Origin of the sequence: Aeromonas sp. 3P (genome assembly GCF_051919745.1) — a bacterium.
Taxonomy (GTDB): domain Bacteria; phylum Pseudomonadota; class Gammaproteobacteria; order Enterobacterales; family Aeromonadaceae; genus Aeromonas; species Aeromonas veronii.
The window spans coordinates 3,441,416-3,462,194 of the sequence record NZ_JBQBED010000001.1 but is presented as its reverse complement, the minus strand read 5'-3'; the positions used below and the strand labels follow the sequence as shown (position 1 = coordinate 3,462,194).

The window sequence follows — 20,779 nt, the reverse complement described above, 5'->3', positions numbered from 1 at the left end:
ATCAGCGACATTGGGCAAATGCGTCTGCCAGTTGCTGCATGAATTGGGGATAACCATCCGGGCCGAGCGGTACCTGTTCACCCACCTCATCAAGCAACAGCACCTTGGCGCCGGTATTGCGTGCCACCGATTCGATCACAGCCGGTGAGAATTGCGGCTCGGCATAAATGCAGCTCGCCTGCTTCTCTTCCAGTGCCTTGCGAATATCCACCAGGGTCTTGGCGCCAGGGCGACGCTCAGGGCTCACGGTAAAGTGACCCTTTGAACTCATGCCGTAGTGGCGCTCCCAGTAGCCATACGCCTCGTGGAATACAAAGTACCCCTTCTCATTCACCGCCTTCATCTGGCCGGCAATCACCTTGTCTTTGGCATCCACCTTGGTATCAAATGCCGCGAGGTTGGCGTCATAGCGAGCCTGATTGGCCGGATCCAGCTTGCCCAATTCACTTGCGATCGCCTTGGCAATCACTTTGGACTGCGTCGGGCCAAGCCAGATATGGGGATCGACCCCTTCGTGATGATGTCCTTCATGCCCTTCATCATGGTCACCGTGCTCGTGGGCGGCATGATCGTGATCATCATGGTCATGGGAGTCGTGACTATCCTGAGTCGCGTAGTTGAACAGCGGCATCCCCTCAACCTGAGTCAGGGCCAGAGCATGGGGATGGTTGGCCAGCGGCTTGGCCATAAAACCTTCCAGCTCGGGGCCAACCCACACCACCAGATCGGCACTGTTGATGCTGCGAATATCGGACGGACGCAGGGAGAAATCGTGGGGAGAGGCACCGGTCGGCAGCAATACCTTGGGCTCGCTCACCCCGTCAGTGATCGCTGCTGCGATGAAGCCAAGGGGCTTGATGGTGGTCAGTACCTCAATGGCACGAACAGGCAAACTCACCGCCAGCAGGGCAGTGAAAAGCGCAATAATTCTCATTGGTGAATCTCGTCAGGGGGTGAGTATGTGATAATATAACAGCCGCTTTTTGTTATATTATAACTCTCACTGGCTGTAAACCCCGGAGTTGTCATGAGCCAACTGGTAGAGCTGAAAGAGGTCTCTCTCTCGTTTGATGGACGCTCTGTGCTCGACAAGGTCTCCTTTACCCTCAATAAAGGCAAAATCACCACGCTCGTCGGCCCCAACGGGGCGGGCAAGAGCACCCTGAGCAAGCTGGTGCTGGGTCTGCTCACCCCAGATTCGGGCAAGATCACCCGCAGCCGCGATCTGAGAGTCGGCTATGTGCCCCAGCGCCTCTATCTGGATCCCACCCTGCCGCTGACAGTGCGTCGCTTCCTGCAACTGGGCAAAAACAGCCGCCTCTCCATCGAGGAAGCGCTAGCCCGGGTTGGCGCAGAAGGGTTGCTGGAAAACCGGATGCAGAAGCTCTCCGGTGGTGAGATGCAGCGCGTGCTGCTGGCCCGCGCCCTGCTGGTCAAGCCCGAGCTGCTGGTGCTGGACGAGCCGGTGCAAGGGGTCGATATCACCGGCCAGATCGAGCTCTACGCCCTGATCGGTCAGCTCGCCGCCGAGTTCAATTGCGCCGTGCTGATGGTCTCCCACGACTTGCATCTGGTGATGGCCAGCACCCACGAGGTGATCTGCCTCAATCGCCATGTCTGCTGTCATGGCGAGCCGGAAAGCGTGGCGCGCCACCCCGAATTTGCCCGCCTGTTCGGGCGACCGGAGCAGGAGGTGCTGGCGGTCTATACCCACCATCACCACTGCGACGGCGAACACCACCATCATGAACCGCAGGCTCCCGTCATCCGCCTGCCCTCTCGCAACAACGCTCACAGCAAATAGCGCAAGCAACAGGACATTCAAGTGGACAGCTTTCTGTTATACGCCCTCGCGGCCGGTCTCGGCATCGCCCTGCTGGCCGGTCCCCTAGGTAGCTTCGTGGTATGGCGCAAGATGGCCTACTTTGGCGACACCCTCTCCCACGCCTGCCTGTTCGGCATCGCGCTGGGCATCCTGCTGCAGGTCGATCTCACCCTGGCGGTGGTGGTCTGCTGCCTCGCCATGGCGATGCTGCTGGTGATCATGAGTCGCAACCAGCAGGTGGCGACCGATACCCTGCTCGGCATTCTGGCCCACAGCGCCCTGTCGCTCGGTCTGGTTACCTTGAGTTTTATGGATAACGTGCGGGTGGATCTGATGGCCTACCTGTTCGGCGACCTGCTCTCGGTGCAACCGATAGATCTGCTCTGGATCTACGGCGGTGGCGCGCTGGTACTGCTCACCCTGTGGCGACTGTGGGATCCCCTGCTCTCCATGACCATCTCGGAAGAGCTGGCAAGGGTAGAGGGGATCCGGGTCGATGTGCTGCGCTGTGTATTGATGCTGCTGATCGGGCTGGTGATTGCCGTAGCGATGAAGTTTGTCGGGGCGCTGATCATCACCTCCCTGCTGATCATTCCCGCCGCCACCGCCCGCCGCTTCAGCCAGACGCCGGAGCAGATGGCTGGCTTTGCCGCACTGATTGGCTGTCTCGCCGTACTCGGCGGGCTGACCCTCTCCTGGTATCAGGACACCCCGGCTGGGCCTTCGGTCGTCGTCTGTGCCACCAGCCTGTTTGTGCTGAGCCAGTTCAAGAGAGCGTAACGGTGCAGGCTAGAGCGGCATGCTCTGGCGTGTCTCCATCATCAGCCACTGGCGCAACCGGCTGATGGCAGGCTCATGAGCCCGCGAGCGCTTGCAGGTGAAGTAGAAGGCATCCCCCGTCTCCAGCTGATGTACCGGCAAGGCCACCAGCTGGGGATCATCGGGCCGCAGCATGTAGTCATTCACGAATGCCACCCCCTGATCCCAGGCTGCCGCCTCCATCGCCAACAGCACATGGCTGAAGTGGTGCATCCGCGCCTCGTCCGGAATCACCAGCCCGCCAGCCTTGGCCCAGCGCTGCCAATCCTCCCCCCGCGCCTTGTAAATGGACTGCACCGAGAGCAGCGGCAGCTGCCAGATGGCCTCAGGCCACTCCCCGCTGACCTGCTGCAACAGACGGCGACTGCAGACCGGAAAGAGTCGCTCCTGATAGATAAGGTCGTGGCAGTAGCCCCGCCCATGGGGTGAGACTGTGATAAAACAGTCGGCCACCCGATCGGAGAGCTCGGGATCTCCGCTACCATCTCCAGACTCAAATCCAGCTCGGGATAGAGCTGGCGCAATCCGGCCAACCGCGGGATCAACCACTTCACCGCAAACGAGCTGTAGACCGCGAGCCGGACTCGCATCTCGCCACCACCACGCAACTGTTCGCTGCTTTGGGCAATCTGGCTGAGTCCGGCGGCAATCCCCTCGAAGTAGCTCTCTCCCTGGGGTGTCAACGAGAGCAGCCGCCCCTGACGCAGCAGCAAGCGCTCCCCCAGAAAATCCTCCAGCAGACGGATCTGGTGGCTGACCGCACTCTGGCTGACGTTTAGTTCAAGAGCGGCGCGGGAGAAGCTGAGCAGCCGGGCGACCACTTCAAAATATTGCACGGCACGCAGGGGAGGAAGCTTCATTATCTAAATATCTCATGGGTGGTCATTTTTTATCATTTTACTGGATATCAACCGGCACGCTACCCTCCGCTCATCTGAAGTGGGAGGTGGTATGAATGCAGTAGGGATCGGCATCCTTTATCTGGTGCTGGGCAATATGGTGGCAGTTTTTTCCGATGCGCTGGTCAAGGTGCTGGAGCCGGATCAGCCCATCTTCCAGTTTGTCTTTTTCCGCCAGCTCTCGGCCGCCATTCTGCTGATGCCCTGGCTGCTCTGGTCGTGGCGCCGCAACCCGCCGGTGGCCATCAAGTGGCACCTGCTGCGGGCCCATATTTGGGCGGTCGGCGTCTGCCTGATGGTGGTCGCTCTCACCCGCTTGCCGCTCGCCACTGCCAATGCCCTCTTCTATGCCGCCCCCCTGATGATGGTGCCGCTGGCGGTGTGGATGGCAGGAGAAGCGATCTCGCGCCAGAAGGTGCTGACCGCAGTCATCGGATTTATCGGGGTACTGATCGTGCTGCGCCCGACTGAAGTGAACTGGGCCGCACTGGCGGCGCTCGGGGTAGCGCTGTCGATGGCGCTCAACAATCTGCTGATCAAGCGGATCCCGCTCAAGCAGCCCATCGCCCAGACCCTGTTTTTCACCAACGTGCTGAGCATGCCCTTTATTCTGGCGCTGGCATTGTGGGAAGGGGGCGACTGGCAGTGGCAGATGTGGTGGCCCGCCTTCGGTTCTTCGGCGCTGATCATGGTCTATGCAGGATTGTGCGTGGTGGCCTATCGCAAGGCGGAGGCGAGCAAGATCGCCTCGGCGGAATATACCGGTCTGCTGATGGCCGTCGCCATTGGGGTGTGGCTGTTTGACGAGCAACCGGGCCTGCCGCTGCTGCTGGGCTGTATCTGCATCGTCCTGCCGCTCATCGCAATGGCCCGCAGCAAGCCAAAACCACTGGCCGAGCCAGCGCTCTAATACTCAGGGTCTCCCCAGAAGCGGGGCGACCCTTTGCTGCAGATGGGGGACGATCTCCTGCTCGAACCAGGGGTTCTTCCTGAGCCAGAGGGTGTTGCGCGGGGAGGGATGCGGCAACGGCAGCCAGCCGGGGCCATAGTCGGCCCAGCTGCGCACCGTGTCGGTGAGCGAGCCCCTAGCTGCCCCCCGCAGATAGTAGGCTTGTGAATATTGGCCGATCAGCAGGGTCAGTTCGATATTAGGCAACAGCATCAATACCTTGTCGTGCCAAGTGGGCGCACATTCTGGGCGCGGCGGTAGATCGCCGGATTTTCCCCTGCCGGGATAACAGAGCCCCATCGGCATAATCGCAATGCGGGATTCGTCGTAAAAGGTGGCCTTATCGACCCCGAACCACTGACGCAGTCTGTCACCGGAGGGGTCATCCCACGGGATACCGCTGGCATGCACCCGGGTGCCGGGCGCCTGACCGATGATCAGCAAACGGGCACTCTCGGCCCCGCGGATCACCGGACGAGGCCCCAGCGGCAGATGAGCCTCGCACAGACGGCAGGCCCTGATTTGCTCAAACAACTTATCGATTCGCTGCATGACGTTGATAGTACCAGCATTTCCCTGTTTTCCCTCTTGTGGAAACAGGGCGAGCCCCCTACTATCGCCATGAATGTTTAATTTAATAAACGGACAATAATGAAAAACTGGCTAGGTACCGGTACCGCGACCCTCTCCTTCATCCTGTGGGGGATGCTGCCGCTCTATTATCAATTCATGCCTGAGGTCAACATGTGGGAGCTGATCTCCCACCGGGTGCTCTGGTCTGTGGTGCTGCTGGGGGCCCTGTTTTTGCTGCTTGGCCACAAGGTGCCCTGGGCACAACTGCGCAGCGAGCCGCGCCAGCTCGGCCTCATTCTGCTGGCGGGCCCCGTCATGTCCATCAGCTGGTGCATGTTCACCTGGTGCCTCACTACCGGGCAAGTGCTGACCACCAGCCTCGCCTTCTTTATGACCCCACTGTTCAATATCGTATTCGCTGTGTTGTTCCTCAAAGAACGGCTCACCCCGCAAAAGCATCTGGCGGTAGCCCTGGCGCTGGCGGGTCTCGCCTACATGCTCTTCTGCTACGGCCAGCTCCCCTGGTTCTCCCTCATCATGGGGGCCAACTTCGCCTGCTACGGCCTTATCAAGAAAAAGATCCACTACGACACCGGCACCAGCCTCTATCTGGAAGCCATGGTGCAACTGCCCGTCGCGCTGATCATCATCGGCACGCTGGCGTGGCACGGGGAAGGGGCATTCGTGAACGGAGATCTGGCCGACAAGCTGCTGCTGATGGGCAGTGCACCCGCTACTCTGCTGCCGGTGGGGCTGTTCTGCTACGCGGTGGCGAGAACCCGGATGAGCACGGTGGGGCTGCTGCAATATATCGAGCCCAGCCTCGCCTTCCTGCTCGCCATCTACTGGTTTGGTGAGGCGCCGGACCCCATCAAGGCAGTCGGTTTCGCCTTTGTCTGGGCAGGTCTGCTGGTGAGCCTGTTGCCACTGCACCGGCTCAAGCGCCGCCCTCAGGGCGTGCCGCGATAGGACTCCAGCACCTTGTGCCAGCGGGGATCTCTGTCCATCTGCTCGGCGATGTCGTTGAGGGTGGCATGCAGCTCGGGACGGGATTTGGGCAGCAGGATATGGCGGGTATAGCTGGATTGGGGGAAGGGCGAGATAAACAGCTTGCCCTGATAGTGCTGTGAGTCGATGAAAAAGCCCAGCGATGAACCACTCACCAGCGTCACATCGATGCGACCGCGCACCAGCAGCTCAAGATTGGTCTTCACCTTCTTGGCATCCTGACGTACCAGCTCGCCGCGGCCAGCCGCATCATCGATCCCCTGATAGCGGTAGCCCTCCACCCCGCCAAACATCAACCCCTTGAGGGAGTCGGGTCCGCGATAGGTGACCGGGTTGTCAATGTTCGAGACCAGCTCGTTGGTGTCGCGCATCACCGGGAAAGTCCAGAGATAGCGCTCGCGATGGAGATCCCCCACCCAGGCGGGATTGACCCAGACCACCAGACCGTCAAAGTCGGGATCTGCCATCTCCAGCGCCAGTCGGGCGCGATTGACCAGCCAAAGCTCGATTCTGGGTTCACCCCCCAGCTTTTCATTGAGATACTTGACCAGCTCGCGGCTCAGCCCTGCATCCACTCCGGTGTTGAAGGGGGGATGCTGATGGTAATCGTAGAGACGGATCGTCTCCCCCAGAACCGGGACCGACAACAGTAACCACAACCAAAACCAGACTCTCATCGCACCTCCTTGAGCTGCCTCTGAGTTTGGCACAGAGAATTTGAATGAGAGAACCCGCGACCACCACTCCAGCGCCGCAACCATCCGCCCCTTCCCGCTGGTCTGTCTATATGGTGCGAACTGCCACCGGCCTGCTCTATACAGGGATCAGCACGGATCCGCTGCGCCGTCTGCACCAGCACCAGAGTGGCAAGGGCGCTCGCGCCCTGCGCGGCAAGGGGCCACTGACGCTGGCGTGGCAACAGGAAGTCGGCGAGAAGGGGGCGGCCCTGCGCATCGAATATCGCCTCAAGCAGCAGCCAAAATCCTTCAAGGAACAGCTGATAAAAAGCCCGGCACTCTGGCAGAGCTGGAGCCCCCAGTGGTTACCCGCAGCCACCCAGCCTTGAGGACGACAGGCAAAAAAAGGCCACTCGATGAGTGGCCGGAAAGGGGAAATCAGGGAGCATCACACAACGTCTTGCACAACCTCAGGCTGGTTAGAGATAGGTATTGGAACGCTTGCTGCGGTTGCTGATCAACCAGCAAACCGCCAGCACCAGCAGCAACCAGGGGGCCAGCTTGATGATCAGAGCAAGCATGCCGCCCAGCGCCCCAAGCAGCACGAACAGGCCGCTCACCAGCAACATGGCTACCAGGGTAAAACCGGTCAGTGCCATGACCAGCAGCACCACCAGCAATATGAAAAATTCCAGCATAACTTGCTCCTTATCAGTACCTTGTCTGCCGGCTGATCAACCCTTCGGTCAATCCAGCCAGCGCTTCAATTCATAACGGGGCGGCATCACCAGCACCGCCAGCAGATAGGCGGCCAGTGCCAGCGGCGGCATCAGGATCAGGGCGAGCAGTGCCACCACCCGCACCGTGACTCTGGAGACCCCCAACCGCCTGGCAATACCGGCGCAGACCCCGGTCAGCTTGCGATGCACCAGATCCTTGGGCCAGGGGCTCATGATTACGCCTCCGCCTTCTGGCCTTTGAGGCGAGCCAGCTCGCGCTCGATCTCGTCATTGAGCTCCAGCTCGCGGAACTGGGCCTCCAGCGAGGGATTCTGCCCCAAGGTGGCCGCCTCCAACTGGGCTTCCAGCTGATCGACCCGGCCCTGAAAACCATCAAAGCGCGCCATCAGCTCATGCATGCGCTGGTTGTCCACCTGGGCGCGGGCACGAATGCGGCTGTGGGCTGTCTGCTCGCGCAGGGTCAGCAGTTTCTGCTTCTCGCGCGCCTCGGTCAGCTTGGCTGCCAACCGCTCGCTGTCGGCGCTGAGCTGGGCCAGCACCTCGGCCACCCGGGCCTTGTCCTGCTCCAGCTGTTCACATTTTTTAACCTCCGCCAGCTTCTCGGTAAGGGCGGCGCGGGCCAGATCCTCACGTCCCTTCTGGATGGCGAGCTCGGCCTTGGCCGACCACTCCAGGATCTGCGCCTGCAACGCCTGCTGGTGACGCTCCAGCTGCTTCTGTTCGGCAATCACGCGGGCGGCCTGGGTACGCATCTCGACCTGCACCTGCTCCATCTCTTCGATCATCAGGCGCAGCATCTTCTCCGGCTCTTCACTCTTGTCGAGCAGGCTGTGCAGGTTGGCATTTATCACGTCGGTCAGGCGGCTGAATACGCTCATGGTCTGGCTCCTTGTTGATGGGATGGCTATCTCTTCCCATAGCATTACAAGAGCCGTGCCAAGAAAAATTATTGTTGTTTTACATATAGATGGGAATTTACTGAGGAAATTCAAGAAGGGCTTGTTGGTGAGAATAGCCAACCTGGTGGTGATTTTTACCAACAAAAAAGGGAGCCTGTGGCTCCCTTGTCGATTCGTCTGCGATATCCGTCAGGCGGCGTGGCTGTGGCCCAGCTTGCTGTCCAGTTCGGTCAGCTTGGCCTCCATCCGGGCGCGGCAGGTGTCGGAGAGATCGCGAATGCCGCTGGCACCGTGCTCCTTGCTGCAGACCGGGGCCATCACTTCCACCAGCACTTCGCCGTTATCCCAGCGATTGAGGTCGACCTGACCGAAGTAGCTGGAGCAGACGATGGGCACCACGGGCACTTCAGCCTGTACCGCAGTGTGGAAAGCGCCCGCCTTGAATGGCAACAGGCCACGCCCCTGGGAGCGGGTCCCTTCCGGGAACATCCAGATGGAGGTACCGCGGTTCTTGATACGATCCACCACCTGACCTATGGTGCCGATGGCACGGGAGCGGTTGGAGCGGTCGATCAGCACGTTGCCGGAGAGCCAGAAGATAAGGCCGAACAGCGGCAGCCAGAGCAGGCTCTTTTTGCCTACCGCCACCACGCCGGGCTGCACCGCACCGGTCACGGTGAAGATGTCGAAGTTGCTCTGGTGGTTGCAGACGTAGACCGCCGGGCCGACCGATTTGACCTCGTCGGCCACCGTCACCTTGACTCGCAGCCCGATCAGCGGGCAGACCGCGTGATACATGCGGGCGAAGACATAGACGTTGTTGGGATGGCGCGGACGAACCAGACAGAGCAGCAGGCCGAACAGGAACCAGAAAATGAGCAGCAGACCAAGCAGCAGCACACGGGCAATTTTGAGCATCGAACACCTCGAGTTTTAACTCGGCGCAGTATACTGATCCCCCTTTTAGCGAACAAGCGTTCGCCAAACAGAACCGACCACCCCGTCGCGCCACCCACATTGCTGCTCATCAATACGCCGCCGACTTGCCCCACCCGCCATTGGTCGTTAGGATGGCCCCATCTTGATGGACGGGGCGAACATGATGTTGCAACAACGGGTAGCGAAACATCTCCTGCTGCTGGTCTGCCTGCTGGTGCTCAATTGTGCGGCCCAGCCGCTGGCCCGGCTTGCCCTGCTCGATCACGCCCTCAGCTGTCAGGCACTGCCCGTTCCAGGCTCGGCAACGGATCAAGAGGATGCCAAACCGGCCAGCCCGCAACCCACCAGCTGCCAGCTCAACGGCAAGTGGCTAAGTGCCGCCACCCTGCTCTGCGTCGAACAGCTCTTCTTTGCCGTGGCCGTGCTGATCGCCCTGCTGGCTCCCCTTTGGCGCTACACACCGCCACTGCCCCCTCCCAGAGTCATCTCGCCGCCCGAGCGGCGTCTGCACCTCACCCTGTGCGTCTGGCGGGAATGAGTTCGGCTGCGTTCTTTCGTTAGCTGTCACTCAATTTTTGCGAGACCAAAAAGATGTCGAATTTCTTCAAGGCGGCCCTGCTACTGGGCGGTCTGCTGTGGCAATCCATGGGATTGGCCAGCGACACGGGCTGGCTCACCAGCCCACAGAATGATCACGCCCGGGTACGGCTGCAGGCCGACCGCAGCACGGCAGATCAGACCCGCATCCTGCTCGATGTCGAGCTGGAGTCGGGCTGGAAAACCTACTGGCACAGCCCGGGAGAAGGGGGCATTGCCCCCCAGATCCTGTGGGATGAGCCGGTCGGAGACTTTCAGTGGCGCTGGCCGGTGCCACACCACTTCGAGGTAGCCGGGCTCAGCACCCAGGGTTATCAGGGGGACGTGACCTTCCCCCTCAGCCTCAACTACCCAACCGGGCAACCGCTCAAGGGGACTCTGCGCCTCTCCACCTGCAGCAATGTCTGCATCCTGACCGACTTTCCCTTCACCCTCGCGGTGGATGGGCAGGCCCCGGCCGACTTCGATTTTGCCTGGGCGAAGGCGATGAGTACCCTGCCCCAGCAATTGCCTGCCGAAACCCGGGTCGAGCTCGGTTATCAGCACAACCAGCTGCAACTGCGCGCCGAGCGGGCAGAGGGCTGGCAATCACCGGCCCTCTTTATCGACGCTCTGGAGGGGGCCGAGTTTGGCAAACCGGCGCTTGAGGTCGAAGGCAACACCCTGATCGCCCGGGTGCCGGTGAGCGATGGCTGGCAGGGGGATGCGCCGGATCTGCGCGGCCAATCCCTCGGCCTGCTGCTCACCAGTGGCGAGCAGGCGTGGCAGGGCAAGGGGACGATCGGCGCGCCGCTCACACTGCCCAACCAGAGTCATTCGCTGTTCTGGTTGCTGGGGGCGGCGCTGCTCGGCGGCCTGATCCTCAACCTGATGCCCTGCGTGCTGCCGGTGCTGGCGCTCAAGCTGGGAACTGTGTTGCAACATCAGAAGCGTGAACAGGGAACGGTGCGCAAGCAGTTCCTCGCCGCCAGCGCCGGGATCATCGCCTCCTTCTGGGTGCTGGCGGCCATGAGCAGCCTGCTACGCGCCACGCAAGGGGCCGTTGGCTGGGGCATCCAGTTCCAGAGCGCCGGTTTTATCGGCTTGATGGTGCTGGTCACCATGCTGTTTTGCGCCAACCTGTTGGGGCTGTTCGAGATCCGCCTGCCCAGCGCCCTCAGCACCCGCCTCGCCACCAGCGGCGGCAACAGCCTCGGCGGTCACTTCCTGCAGGGGAGCTTCGCCACTCTGCTGGCGACCCCCTGCTCGGCACCGTTCCTCGGCACGGCAGTGGCCTTTGCGCTGGCGGCGCCACTTGGCCAGCTCTGGCTCATCTTCACAGCGTTGGGGATTGGCATGAGCTTGCCCTGGCTGCTGGTGGCGGCCCTGCCACGGCTCGCCCTCTGGTTGCCGAAACCGGGGCGCTGGATGAACCATCTGCGCATCCTGCTCGGCCTGATGATGCTGGGCTCCAGCCTCTGGCTCACCAGCCTGCTCGACAACCATCTCGGCACTTATGCCACCGGCTGGCTGATGGTTGCCATGCTGCTGGCACTGCTGATTGGCATCATCTGGCGTTACGGCATCCGCGGCTTCACGCTGGCGATCGCCCTTACCGCCCTGATTGGCAGCCCCCTGCTGCTGAGCGGCGCCTTTAGCGCGCAGGGCTCGGCCAGCGTTGATAAGGTGGTCTGGCAGCCGCTCTCCGAACGCGCCATCACAGATGCGCTGGCCCAGAACAAGCGGGTCTTTATTGATGTCACCGCCGACTGGTGTGTCACCTGCAAGGCCAACAAATACAACGTGTTGCTGCGCGATGAGGTGCAACAGGCCCTCTCTGCCCCCGATGTGGTTGCCCTGCGCGGCGACTGGAGCAAACCAAGCGACACCATCGCCGCCTTCCTGCGTAAGCGGGGCGCGGCGGCCGTCCCCTTCAACCAGATTTACGGCCCGGAGTTGCCGCAGGGGGTCACGCTGTCACCCCTGCTCGACAAGGACGATCTGCTGACCACATTGCACAAGGCTGGCCTGCTTCAGGCTGGCACCACCCGATTTTAAGGAGCAACCATGAAACCGACTCTGAGCGCCCTGACCCTGCTGGCCTCCCTTTCCGCAGCCCTGCTGGCTCCGGCCCTGCACGCCGCCCCCTTCACCCCGGAGCAGGAGGCGCGCATCAAGGAGCTGATCCGCGAGACCCTGATCGCCAACCCCAAGATCCTCGACGAGGCCGCCGAATCCTGGGAGAAACAGAACGCGGCAGCCCAGGAGGCGCAGCTTGGCAACTTCATCAAGGGCAACAAGGATGTGCTGTTCAACAGCGCCACCAGCCCGCGCCTCGGCGCCAAGAACCCCAAGCTGACGCTGGTGCTGTTCACCGACTACAACTGCCCCTACTGCAAGCAGTTCGATCCCCAGCTGACCAAGCTGCTCAAGGCCTATCCGGACGATCTGGGGCTGGTGATCAAGCTGCTGCCGTTCAAGGGGCAGACCTCCGCCAAGGCGGCCCAATTCAGCCTGACCCTGTGGCAGCAGGATCCCGCCCGCTTCCTCACCCTGCACGACAAGCTGATGAGCAAGCAGGGGATGCTGACCGAGGCGGATATCAACAAGGCGCTGGCCGCCACCGGCAATACCGCGCTCAAACCGGCCGCCAAGGCGACCGAGGAGCTGCGCAACAGCCTGCGCATCGGCACCATTCTGGGGGTACAGGGCACACCGGCGACGCTTATCGGCAACCAGCTGGTGCCGGGCGCCATCCCCTATGAGGAGCTGGAGCAACTGGTGCAGGCCGAACTGGCCAAGCAGGGGTAAGCGATGACCACCAATCCTCAATCCCGCTGGCGCCGCTGGCGCCGCTGGGGCAAGGAGGCACTCTGGCTGCTGCTGATGGCGCTGATCATCTCGACCCTGCTCGATCTGTGGCGCAGCCCGACCCTGCCAGAGGGGGCGATGAGCGCCCCCGTCACCCTGCAGGATGGCAGCAGCACGGATCTCGCTACCTTAAGTCAGGGCAAGCCACTGCTGGTCTACTACTGGGCCAGCTGGTGCGGGGTGTGCCGTTTCACCACCCCGGCCGTGCAGCAGCTCTGGCAAGAGGGGGAAAACGTGCTGACAGTGGCACTGCGCTCCGGCAATTCGGAGCAGTTAGGCAAGGGGATGAGCAAGAAGGGGCTCACCTTCCCGACCCACAACGACGAGTCGGGAGCGCTGGCCGCCCAGTGGCAGGTGGGGGTTACCCCGACGTTCCTCGTTATCAAGGATGGGACGCTTGTGAGCAGCACCACCGGCTGGAGCTCGAAGTGGGGCTTGCAGCTGCGGCTCTGGTGGGCATCGCTCTAGCCACGCAACATCACTGCCTGCAACAGGGCCATCCCACCGGATGGCCCTTTTTTATGCCGACATCAGGCGGGGAGTTGCATCCCGCGCACCTGCTCCAGCAGCGCGGTCACCGCCGTCGAGCGCAATGCATCAGGGGCGTAGCAGAGCCCTACCCGCCGCTTGAAGGAAGAAGCCGCCAGCTCGGCGACTGTACAACCGGACGGACAGAGGGAATGAGGCAACCAGGCAATCCCTGCCCCGGCGGCCACCATGGTCGCCGCCAGTCGCAGCGACCCCGCCCGCCGTGGATAGAGTGGCGCCTGATTGCCGAGGATGGCGATCAGCCGCAGGTGGGAGTCGTGGCGCGGGCAAGTGACCCACTGCTCGTCCGCCAGCGCATCCGGGGTGAGCGATCCCTTGCCCGTCAGCGGGTGATCCGGCGGCAGCACCAGCACAAACTCCTCCTCCAGCAGGGGGATAAAGAGCTCGTCACCGCAACGCAGGGATTCACACCCCAGCCGCACATCGCCACAGCAGCCCTCCTTAAGAGTCAGCAGGATCTCCTCGTGGGCTAGCGCCCCGTTGACCAGCGCCCCTATCACGCCATCGCCAAGGTCTGCCTCAATCCCCACCGTCAGCTCGAGGCAGGGGGAGGTTTCACGAAACTCGCGGGCGAGGGAATCGGTGTCGGCGATCAGCCGCTTGGCGCGGGGATAGAGCCGGTGGGCCGCTTCGGTCCCCTCCACCCCGCGTGCCTGCCGCACAAACAGGATCACCCCCAGCTCATCCTCCAGCGTCTTGATGGTGGTGGAGAGGGTGGGCTGGGTAATGAAAAGACGGGTGGCCGCCGCCGTGATGTTGCGCTCCTCGAAGACAGCCACAAACGCACGCAGGGTTCGCACATCCATAGAATTCACCTATACCAGACAGTCATAAAAGCCATTTTTCACGGCTACACGGGGCAAATATAGTGGCTTACCTGCCACAAGGCATCCTAATTCTCTATATCAGCGTCTATCAACACAGCCAGGAGCCATCATGCGCCATATCTCTGTCATCGGCCTAGGAGCCATGGGCTCCGCCCTCGCCACCACCTTGCTCAAGGCGGGCCATCCGATCACCGTCTGGAATCGCAGCGCCGCCAAGGCCGCCCCGCTGCAAGCGCTGGGTGCAACACTCGCCCCCTCGGTTGGCGCGGCCATCGCTGCGAGCGATATCATCCTTGTCTGCGTCGATAACTACGCCGTCAGCCAACAGTTGCTGGATGAGGCGAGCGACGCGGTGGCGGGCAAGCTGCTGGTGCAGCTCTCTACCGGCAGCCCGCAGGGGGCCAGAGCGCTGGAGAGCTGGAGCCACGCCCGCGGCGCCCGCTATCTCGATGGCGCCATCCTCTGCTTCCCGGATCAGATCGGCACCAGCGATGCCAGCATCATCTGCTCGGGGGCCAGCGCGGCCTTTAGCGACGCCGAGCCGGTGCTGCGCCTGCTCGCCCCCACCCTCGACCATGTGGCCGAGGCGGTGGGCGCCGCCGCGGCGCAAGATTGCGCTGTCGCCGCCTACTTTGCCGGTGGTCTGCTCGGTGCTCTGCACGGCGCCCTGATCTGCGAGGCTGAAGGGTTGCCGGTAGCCAAGGTGTGCGCCCAGTTCAGCGAACTTTCCCCGATTTTGGGGGGCGATGTGGCCCATCTTGGCAAGACGCTGGCGAGCGGCGATTTCGATCACCCCTACGCCAGCCTAAAAACCTGGAGCGCCGCCATCAGCCGCCTCGCAGGTCACGCCACCGATGCCGGGATCGACAGCCGCTTCCCGCGTTTTGCCGCCGATCTGTTTGAGGAAGGGGTGGCGCAAGGGTTTGGTCAGCAGGAGGTGTCAGCCCTCATCAAGGTGCTGCGGGCGCGCAACGGAGCGGCACAATGAACGAGCTGACCAATCACCCCCAAATTGCACTGGTCACCGGCGCCGCTGGCGGGATTGGCCGCCAGCTCTGCATCGGGCTGGCCGAGGCGGGTTATCGGGTGATCGCCACCGATCTGGCTCCTCACGCTTTCGACCATCCCGAGATCCACTTTCACCCGCTCGATCTGCGGGATGAGCAGGCCATCGTGCGGCTCTTTACGGAGGTGCGCGCACAACATGGCGGCATCCATCTGCTGATCAACAACGGCGCCATCAGCAAGTTCCACACCCGCTTCGAGGAGCTGAGCGCAGCCCAGTTCGATCAGGTGATGACGGTCAATGTGCGCGGCGCCATGCTCTGCGCCCGCGCCTTTGTGCAGGCCAACTGCGGGTTGCCCTATGGCCGCATCATCAATATTGCCTCCACCCGCTGGCAGCAGAACGAACCGGGTTGGGATGCCTACGGCGCCTCCAAAGGGGCGCTGGTCGCCCTCACCCAGTCCCTCGCCAACTCGCTGGCCGACCATCCCATCACGGTCAATGCCATCAGTCCGGGCTGGATCCAGGCGGAGGATTACCACACCCTGACCGAGGCGGATCACCGCCAGCACCCGAGCGGCCGGGTTGGTCGCCCCGACGACATCACCCGCGCCTGCCTCTTTCTGGCGGATCCTCGCAACGACTTTATCAACGGTGCCAATCTGGTGGTCGATGGCGGGATGAGCAAGAAGATGATCTACCACACCTCCGCCTCCTTCTGGGAGGAGTAACCCCTGCGGCGGCAGCCTCGCCCCGGCCTGCCACCCGCTCCTTTCCTGCCCGTTTTTTCATCGCTTTTGCCCCACCGCCCTTGCACTGACCAGATCGACTGGCAACAATAGACGCTCAACTGACACCTCTTCATCTCGCCCATTAATTGATCGCCCAACTCATCGCGTTGGCGGGCTGTTTCCGTTAAAATGACGGGTTTTTGCCGTGCCTGGTTTGCCAATCCCCACCATCAGGCACTCGCAGCGTGAATCCTATGATGCCAGTGATGCAGGATCTGCCATGAACAACTACTTTCGGGTGCTGGGCGTCAAGTCCAATGCCAGCGAAAACGACATCAAGAAAGCCTATCGTCGGCTGTCGAACCAGTACCACCCCGACAAGTTGCACGGGGCCAGTGAAGAAGAGAAAGAGCAGGCAGCCATCAAGCTGCACCAGGTAAAGCAGGCCTATGAAGTGCTGTCCGATCCGAAACAGCGGGCCGCCTTTATCAAGGATTTCAACAACGTCATCGTGACCGACCCCGCCTCCGCCATGCAGGAGATGTGGGATCAGTTCTACCCCTGAAACAGCAGGCAGAAAGAGCAACTATGCAAAAGAGATGGGACCAGGCGCGGCTCAAGTCGCTGCAAAGCGATGCCAGCGAAAACATCGAATCCTACCGGGATCAGGACGACCCCAAGGGGCTGGAACAGTTCACCGACCAGATGAAGAGCCTGCTGCTGGCCGATATGAGCATGCTGGAGTTTATGCCCGAGTATCTGCCGCTGGCCCTCTATGGCCGGGTGCAGTTCCCGGCCAAGGCCAAGTCGCAGTGGAACAAGTGGCTCACCAGCGGCGAGCAGCCAAGCTGGGACGAGTTCAAGGTGAGCGTCGGCTTCAACAACGCCGCCCTGCCGCTGGTCAAGGCGGTGCGGGCCCAGAGCGAAGATCAGCTGATGGAAGCCTGCGCCGTGCTGTTCCTGCTCGACAACCCGCTGCCGCGCGGCAGCCACCACGGCGATGACGACTATGAGCTGCGCGACGAAGAAGATGAAGACGGGGAAGATGCCGACGCCGACTACCATGGCGGCAATGACCGCTATGGTGATGACGACGGCGATCAGGATATGTACGACGAAGTCCGTTTCTAATTGGGGCAAGGCATGAGCAACAGTCTGATAGAAATTACCGCCATCGAGATCAAAGAGCTGGCCGTTATCGAGCCGAAGCAGGCCAGCGAGAAGTTCGAGCTGATCGCCAAGACCATGTCTGACGACCAGCTGGCAGAAGTGATTGAAAACATTGATATCGTTACTCTGACCCAGATTAACGGCCAGCACGATATCTCCTTCCCCTCCATCATCTCCGAGCTGATGACCCCGGAGCGGATCCGCGACATCGTCTGCCAGCAGCCGCTCTATTGGGAAGAGGCGATCAAGAACAACGCCGACGAGCTGCAACAGCACACCTTCGACTTCCTCAACTACCTGATCCGCACCCAGGATAGCGAGGCCAAGCAGCGCGAGATCCTCGAGTGCGTGGCCGAAGATCCGGCCGGTCTCTTCTACCTCGCCATCCCCTTTATCGAGTTCTATCGCGGCGATCGCTATGAAGAGGACGAAGGCTATCGCGACGTGCTGCACGCCGAAGAGGAAGATCTCGAAGAGTCCCTGCGCTACAGCGAGCGCCAGCAGAGCGAGGATGTCCACGACTACGCGCTGGATGACCCGAGAAGCCTCTTGATGCTCATTCGCGAGCTGGCCCCCGAGGTGGAGAAAGCCATCAAGGCGCTGCTGCGCAACGAACACTCAACCTGGGACGGCATCATCAACAAGTTTGCCGCCGAGCTGGTGATGCAGGCCAAAGAGAAGAACAAGGTCGAGGAAGACGAGTACGGCGACGTCGACGACATGTTCAGCTTTCTGGATTAAGGAGCCCATTCATGCAGTTAGTCATTCGCGATGCCAACCAGGGCCCCTTTCTGACCCAGGTGCTGCGCTTTGGCCGCGACAATGAACGTTTGACCGAGCAACAGCTCGCCGCCATCAAGGGCAAGGCGGTGCTGATGAGCCTCAAATTCGCCGACAAGTACTACAACAAGTACAAGATGCACCTGCTGGAGCAGGCCGCCCACGACGTCATCGGCGTAGTGAGCCTCGGCCTGCAGGAGCTCTCGGCGCGGGATCCGGCCAAGGCGCTGGCGCTGCTGCAGGCACCGGAAGGCCCCATCAAGCCGTTCCAGAAGGGCTGGTCGATGCTCATTACCGTCAGCCCCAAGCAGGCAGGCAACAGCCTCTACGGTGACGTGGATGCCCGCCTGCTGGACAAGATCTCGAGCCCGCCCGATGTGGAGGAGTGGCAAGGGTGGCAGGAGTACGAGAAAGCACTGACCGAGCACAACAAGAGCCGCCTGATGGAGCTCATCGACCAGCACTTCTTCGCCTGCGAAAGCGACCACCCCACCATGGAGGACAAGCTGGCCGAAGCACTGCTCTACCGCATCCTCTGCGGCAAGGGCAGTGGCGCCGCCCCGCTCAAGGTGAAGCAGGATCTCAAGCGCAAACTGGCGCGGGAGATTGAGCTCGACGAGAGCTGGTATGACACCGACTACCTCGCCGCCCAACTCACCCTGATGCTGAGCGCGCTGCCCGCCGACATGGCCACCGCCCTGCGTCAGGAGCTGAGCCCGGGCTTTGTGCCCAATCTGCTCCACACCCTAGGCTTTGTGCGCCAGTACCAGCTGCTGCAAAAAGAGAACGCCTCGCCGGAGAAGCTCGACAACGTCGAGATGCGCGCCGGTCTCAAGCACCCGCTGCTCGGTTGGCCGCTCTACCACGACTTTTAAGGCCGCTTTCACCGCCCATCAGTCGCACCACAACGCCCGGCCTGCCGGGCGTTGTTCTATCCTCCCCTCACCCTCTCGACAGCAAAGAGAGAACACACGCAAGTCACCCTGAGGCTGCCCCTTCTCTTCCCAATATTTATTCACTCAATGCCCAGGGATGAATAAACAACCTGCAATACAACAACTTGGCGACAGCTGCGTTTCGGGACAACAAAGCGGGGCGCAGATCCCGCTACAGCGCCATAATCGGCACCAAATAGCCGACTGGATCACATCAACCGTGCCGCAATCGCGTGGTAAACCGAGCTTAAACCACGACTCAATCACGCATAAAAAGGCGGAATAGATCAATAAAAAGCAATTAATCGCGCCGGATTAAATTTCAGGTATGGCTATTTGTACCGCTTGGCCGCTAAATGACAGACCGGCCTTCAGACCAGCATGGAAGCGCACAAGGCTAGCCGGCAGCAGACCGGTACGCTCTCAGGACGAGTAATGACTTTCTTCTCTCACAGGAGACAGACCGTGAGCGCTTCGAATCAACACCCCACCATTCCCCCCGGCTCCGGGGCGCTGTTCTTTATCCAGACCTTCTCGACCCTGGGGTTTGCCGTGCTCTACTCCACGCTGGTGCTCTACGCCACCAAGCGGCTCGGCTTCAGTGAATCCCAGGCCAACGCCATGATGGGGGTCTTCGGGGCCTTCAACTATGGCCTGCACCTGTTTGGCGGTTATCTCGGTGGGCGCTACCTCAGCAACCGCAACCTGTTCGTGATGGGGATGGTGCTGCAGGTGATCGGCTGCTACTTCATCGCCGAGATGGGGATCACCGGCCTCTACTGGGGGCTCGCCATGTTCCTCACCGGCAGCGGCCTCAACGTCACCTGCCTCAACATGATGCTGACCCAGCGCTTCGCCCCGGATGATCACCGCCGCGAGAGCGCCTTCCTGTGGAACTACGCCGGGATGAATCTGGGCTTCTTTATCGGCTTCACGGTGGCGGGCTACTTCCAGCTCACCGAGGATTACCGCACCCTGTTCCTGTTTGCGACGCTGGGCAACATCATCGCCATCATCGCCACCTTCGCCTGCTGGCCGATTCTGGCGGATATCAGCACCCCGTTGCGCCATGTCAAAGGGAGCGGCTTCTACCGCCGCATGCTGGCCGGTATCGCCATTCTGGCCATGCTGGTGCCGGCGCTGCGCCTGCTGCTGACCCACGCCAGCTTCAGCGGCAGCTTCGTGCTGATCCTGGGCGCCGTGGTGCTGGTGCTGCTCTGCGTGATGACCGCCCGCCACCCGGACGCCGCCGAGCGCAGCCGCATGGTGGCCTACCTGATCCTCGCCCTTGGCTCCCTTATCTTCTGGTCGCTCTACCAGCTGGCGCCCATGGGGCTAATGCTCTTCTCCGAGCACAACATCAACCTCAACGTGTTCGGGCTGCGGGTTGCTCCCCAGTGGATCCAGAACATCAACACCCTCGTCATCGTCATCGGTGGCCCGCTGATGGCGCTGCTGTTCAAGCGACTGCGCGAACAGGGCTGGAATATCGACATTCCCTCCCAGTTTGCCGCCTCCCTGTTCTGCATGGGGCTCGGCATGCTGGTGCTGCCGCTCGGCATCCATCTGGTGGGAGCCGACGGGCTGGTCGCCTTCAAGTGGATCGCCATCAGCTATGTGCTGCAGAGTTTTGGCGAGCTGCTTATCTCTCCCATCGGTTACGCCATGATCGGCAAGCTGGCCCCCGCCAGCCTGCAGGGTCTGCTGATGGGTTGCTGGATGATGGTGACCGGCGTTGCCTCGGTGCTGGCGGGCTATGTCTCCAGCGCCATGCCGCAGAATATCGGCAGCTCTCCGGTGGCCACCAACCCGGGCTACAGCTCGGTATTCAACATGCTGGGCTGGGGCTCGATGGCGGGCGGGATCGTCCTGCTGTTGCTGGTGCCCCGCCTGCGCCTGCTGATCGCCTCGAAAATCACCCCGCCTCCGGCGGCGACAGCCATTCCTGTCTAATCGGGCTCGAGCCAGCCATTTCAGTGGCCCCTGCCAGAGCGAACGGTTGAATC

The 20,779-nt window shown here is 61.6% G+C and carries 24 protein-coding genes and 1 pseudogene; 16 read left to right on the top strand and 9 right to left on the bottom strand.

Going from position 1 to position 20,779, the window contains the following annotated elements:
- Position 1: 1 nt before the first annotated feature.
- Complete coding sequence (znuA, locus tag ACTG19_RS16055; RefSeq protein ID WP_088868439.1) at positions 2-934, bottom strand: zinc ABC transporter substrate-binding protein ZnuA; 933 nt, start codon at positions 932-934, stop codon at positions 2-4.
- Positions 935-1,027: 93 nt separating this feature from the next.
- Here znuA and znuC point away from each other — a divergent pair, with 93 nt between their 5' ends.
- A complete protein-coding gene (gene znuC / locus ACTG19_RS16050) occupies positions 1,028-1,804 on the top strand; it encodes a zinc ABC transporter ATP-binding protein ZnuC (protein WP_005354861.1) in 777 nt (258 codons plus the stop codon).
- Positions 1,805-1,825: 21 nt separating this feature from the next.
- Entirely contained in the window at positions 1,826-2,605 is a 780-nt protein-coding gene (gene znuB / locus ACTG19_RS16045) for a zinc ABC transporter permease subunit ZnuB (protein WP_042019412.1), read from the top strand.
- Between the two features lie 9 nt (positions 2,606-2,614).
- Here znuB and ACTG19_RS16040 read toward each other — a convergent pair.
- Positions 2,615-3,504: pseudogene (locus ACTG19_RS16040) on the bottom strand (LysR substrate-binding domain-containing protein).
- 91 nt (positions 3,505-3,595) lie between these two features.
- Between ACTG19_RS16040 and ACTG19_RS16035 the strand changes: the two are divergent.
- Positions 3,596-4,453 (top strand): DMT family transporter, encoded by an 858-nt coding sequence (locus tag ACTG19_RS16035; protein ID WP_005335858.1) that lies wholly within the window; start codon positions 3,596-3,598, stop codon positions 4,451-4,453.
- Positions 4,454-4,456: 3 nt separating this feature from the next.
- On the opposite strand, the gene ACTG19_RS16030 is transcribed toward ACTG19_RS16035, so the two are convergent.
- Positions 4,457-5,044: a uracil-DNA glycosylase family protein gene (locus ACTG19_RS16030; RefSeq protein WP_113739859.1), complete on the bottom strand. Its 588-nt coding sequence runs from the start codon at positions 5,042-5,044 to the stop codon at positions 4,457-4,459.
- Positions 5,045-5,143: 99 nt separating this feature from the next.
- Between ACTG19_RS16030 and rarD the strand changes: the two genes are divergently transcribed.
- Positions 5,144-6,034 (top strand): EamA family transporter RarD, encoded by an 891-nt coding sequence (gene rarD, locus ACTG19_RS16025; RefSeq protein WP_113739860.1) that lies wholly within the window; start codon positions 5,144-5,146, stop codon positions 6,032-6,034.
- Here the strand turns inward: rarD and ACTG19_RS16020 are convergent.
- Entirely contained in the window at positions 6,016-6,750 is a 735-nt protein-coding gene (locus ACTG19_RS16020; protein ID WP_113739861.1) for a substrate-binding periplasmic protein, read from the bottom strand. The genes rarD and ACTG19_RS16020 overlap by 19 nt on opposite strands.
- 44 nt (positions 6,751-6,794) lie before the next feature.
- On the opposite strand from ACTG19_RS16020, the gene ACTG19_RS16015 reads away from it, so the two are divergent.
- A complete protein-coding gene (locus ACTG19_RS16015; RefSeq protein WP_113739862.1) occupies positions 6,795-7,139 on the top strand; it encodes a GIY-YIG nuclease family protein in 345 nt (114 codons plus the stop codon).
- A 90-nt stretch (positions 7,140-7,229) separates the two neighbouring features.
- Here ACTG19_RS16015 and pspG read toward each other — a convergent pair whose 3' ends face one another.
- The 4 genes from pspG to ACTG19_RS15995 form a co-directional block, all read right to left on the bottom strand.
- Positions 7,230-7,448, bottom strand: coding sequence for an envelope stress response protein PspG (gene pspG / locus ACTG19_RS16010; RefSeq protein ID WP_005335871.1), 219 nt, complete (start codon positions 7,446-7,448; stop codon positions 7,230-7,232).
- Positions 7,449-7,496: 48 nt separating this feature from the next.
- Positions 7,497-7,703, bottom strand: a complete 207-nt coding sequence (locus ACTG19_RS16005) for a PspC domain-containing protein (RefSeq protein WP_005335873.1) — start codon at positions 7,701-7,703, stop codon at positions 7,497-7,499.
- A gap of 2 nt (positions 7,704-7,705) precedes the next feature.
- Positions 7,706-8,368: a phage shock protein PspA gene (gene pspA, locus ACTG19_RS16000; RefSeq protein ID WP_113739863.1), complete on the bottom strand. Its 663-nt coding sequence runs from the start codon at positions 8,366-8,368 to the stop codon at positions 7,706-7,708.
- 210 nt (positions 8,369-8,578) lie between these two features.
- Positions 8,579-9,307, bottom strand: a complete 729-nt coding sequence (locus ACTG19_RS15995; RefSeq protein ID WP_005335875.1) for a 1-acylglycerol-3-phosphate O-acyltransferase — start codon at positions 9,305-9,307, stop codon at positions 8,579-8,581.
- Positions 9,308-9,488: 181 nt separating this feature from the next.
- Between ACTG19_RS15995 and ACTG19_RS15990 the strand changes: the two genes are divergently transcribed.
- The 4 genes from ACTG19_RS15990 to ACTG19_RS15975 are packed head-to-tail and all read left to right on the top strand — an operon-like array spanning position 9,489 to position 13,243.
- Positions 9,489-9,866, top strand: a complete 378-nt coding sequence (locus ACTG19_RS15990) for a hypothetical protein (RefSeq protein WP_005354882.1) — start codon at positions 9,489-9,491, stop codon at positions 9,864-9,866.
- 53 nt (positions 9,867-9,919) lie between these two features.
- Entirely contained in the window at positions 9,920-11,962 is a 2,043-nt protein-coding gene (locus tag ACTG19_RS15985; RefSeq protein ID WP_439989266.1) for a protein-disulfide reductase DsbD family protein, read from the top strand.
- A 9-nt stretch (positions 11,963-11,971) separates the two neighbouring features.
- Complete coding sequence (locus ACTG19_RS15980) at positions 11,972-12,715, top strand: DsbA family protein (protein WP_439989265.1); 744 nt, start codon at positions 11,972-11,974, stop codon at positions 12,713-12,715.
- Positions 12,716-12,718: 3 nt separating this feature from the next.
- On the top strand, positions 12,719-13,243 hold the full coding sequence (locus tag ACTG19_RS15975; protein WP_439989264.1) for a protein disulfide oxidoreductase: 525 nt from the start codon (positions 12,719-12,721) through the stop codon (positions 13,241-13,243).
- A gap of 62 nt (positions 13,244-13,305) precedes the next feature.
- Here the strand turns inward: ACTG19_RS15975 and ACTG19_RS15970 are convergent, their stop codons facing one another.
- Positions 13,306-14,130, bottom strand: coding sequence for a LysR family transcriptional regulator (locus ACTG19_RS15970; protein ID WP_439989263.1), 825 nt, complete (start codon positions 14,128-14,130; stop codon positions 13,306-13,308).
- 130 nt (positions 14,131-14,260) lie between these two features.
- On the opposite strand from ACTG19_RS15970, the gene ACTG19_RS15965 reads away from it, so the two are divergent.
- From ACTG19_RS15965 to ACTG19_RS15935, 7 genes are all read left to right on the top strand, one after another.
- A complete protein-coding gene (locus tag ACTG19_RS15965) occupies positions 14,261-15,139 on the top strand; it encodes an NAD(P)-dependent oxidoreductase (protein ID WP_216960739.1) in 879 nt (292 codons plus the stop codon).
- Entirely contained in the window at positions 15,136-15,888 is a 753-nt protein-coding gene (locus ACTG19_RS15960) for an SDR family NAD(P)-dependent oxidoreductase (protein WP_335839138.1), read from the top strand. Before ACTG19_RS15965 ends, ACTG19_RS15960 begins: the two co-directional genes overlap by 4 nt.
- 280 nt (positions 15,889-16,168) lie before the next feature.
- Entirely contained in the window at positions 16,169-16,453 is a 285-nt protein-coding gene (gene atcJ / locus ACTG19_RS15955; protein ID WP_005343121.1) for a cold adaptation protein ActJcold adaptation protein ActJ, read from the top strand.
- Positions 16,454-16,476: 23 nt separating this feature from the next.
- Complete coding sequence (atcA, locus tag ACTG19_RS15950) at positions 16,477-17,019, top strand: cold adaptation protein AtcA (protein ID WP_439989262.1); 543 nt, start codon at positions 16,477-16,479, stop codon at positions 17,017-17,019.
- A gap of 12 nt (positions 17,020-17,031) precedes the next feature.
- The gene (gene atcB, locus ACTG19_RS15945) at positions 17,032-17,799 is read left to right on the top strand and encodes a cold adaptation protein AtcB (protein WP_005335887.1); all 768 of its coding nucleotides are present in this window, start codon (positions 17,032-17,034) and stop codon (positions 17,797-17,799) included.
- Positions 17,800-17,810: 11 nt separating this feature from the next.
- Positions 17,811-18,713 carry a cold adaptation protein AtcC gene (atcC, locus tag ACTG19_RS15940; protein ID WP_439989261.1) on the top strand — a complete coding sequence of 301 codons (903 nt, stop codon included), beginning with the start codon at positions 17,811-17,813 and terminating at the stop codon, positions 18,711-18,713.
- Positions 18,714-19,238: 525 nt separating this feature from the next.
- Positions 19,239-20,726, top strand: a complete 1,488-nt coding sequence (locus tag ACTG19_RS15935) for a peptide MFS transporter (RefSeq protein WP_439989260.1) — start codon at positions 19,239-19,241, stop codon at positions 20,724-20,726.
- The last annotated feature ends 53 nt before the right edge of the window (positions 20,727-20,779 follow it).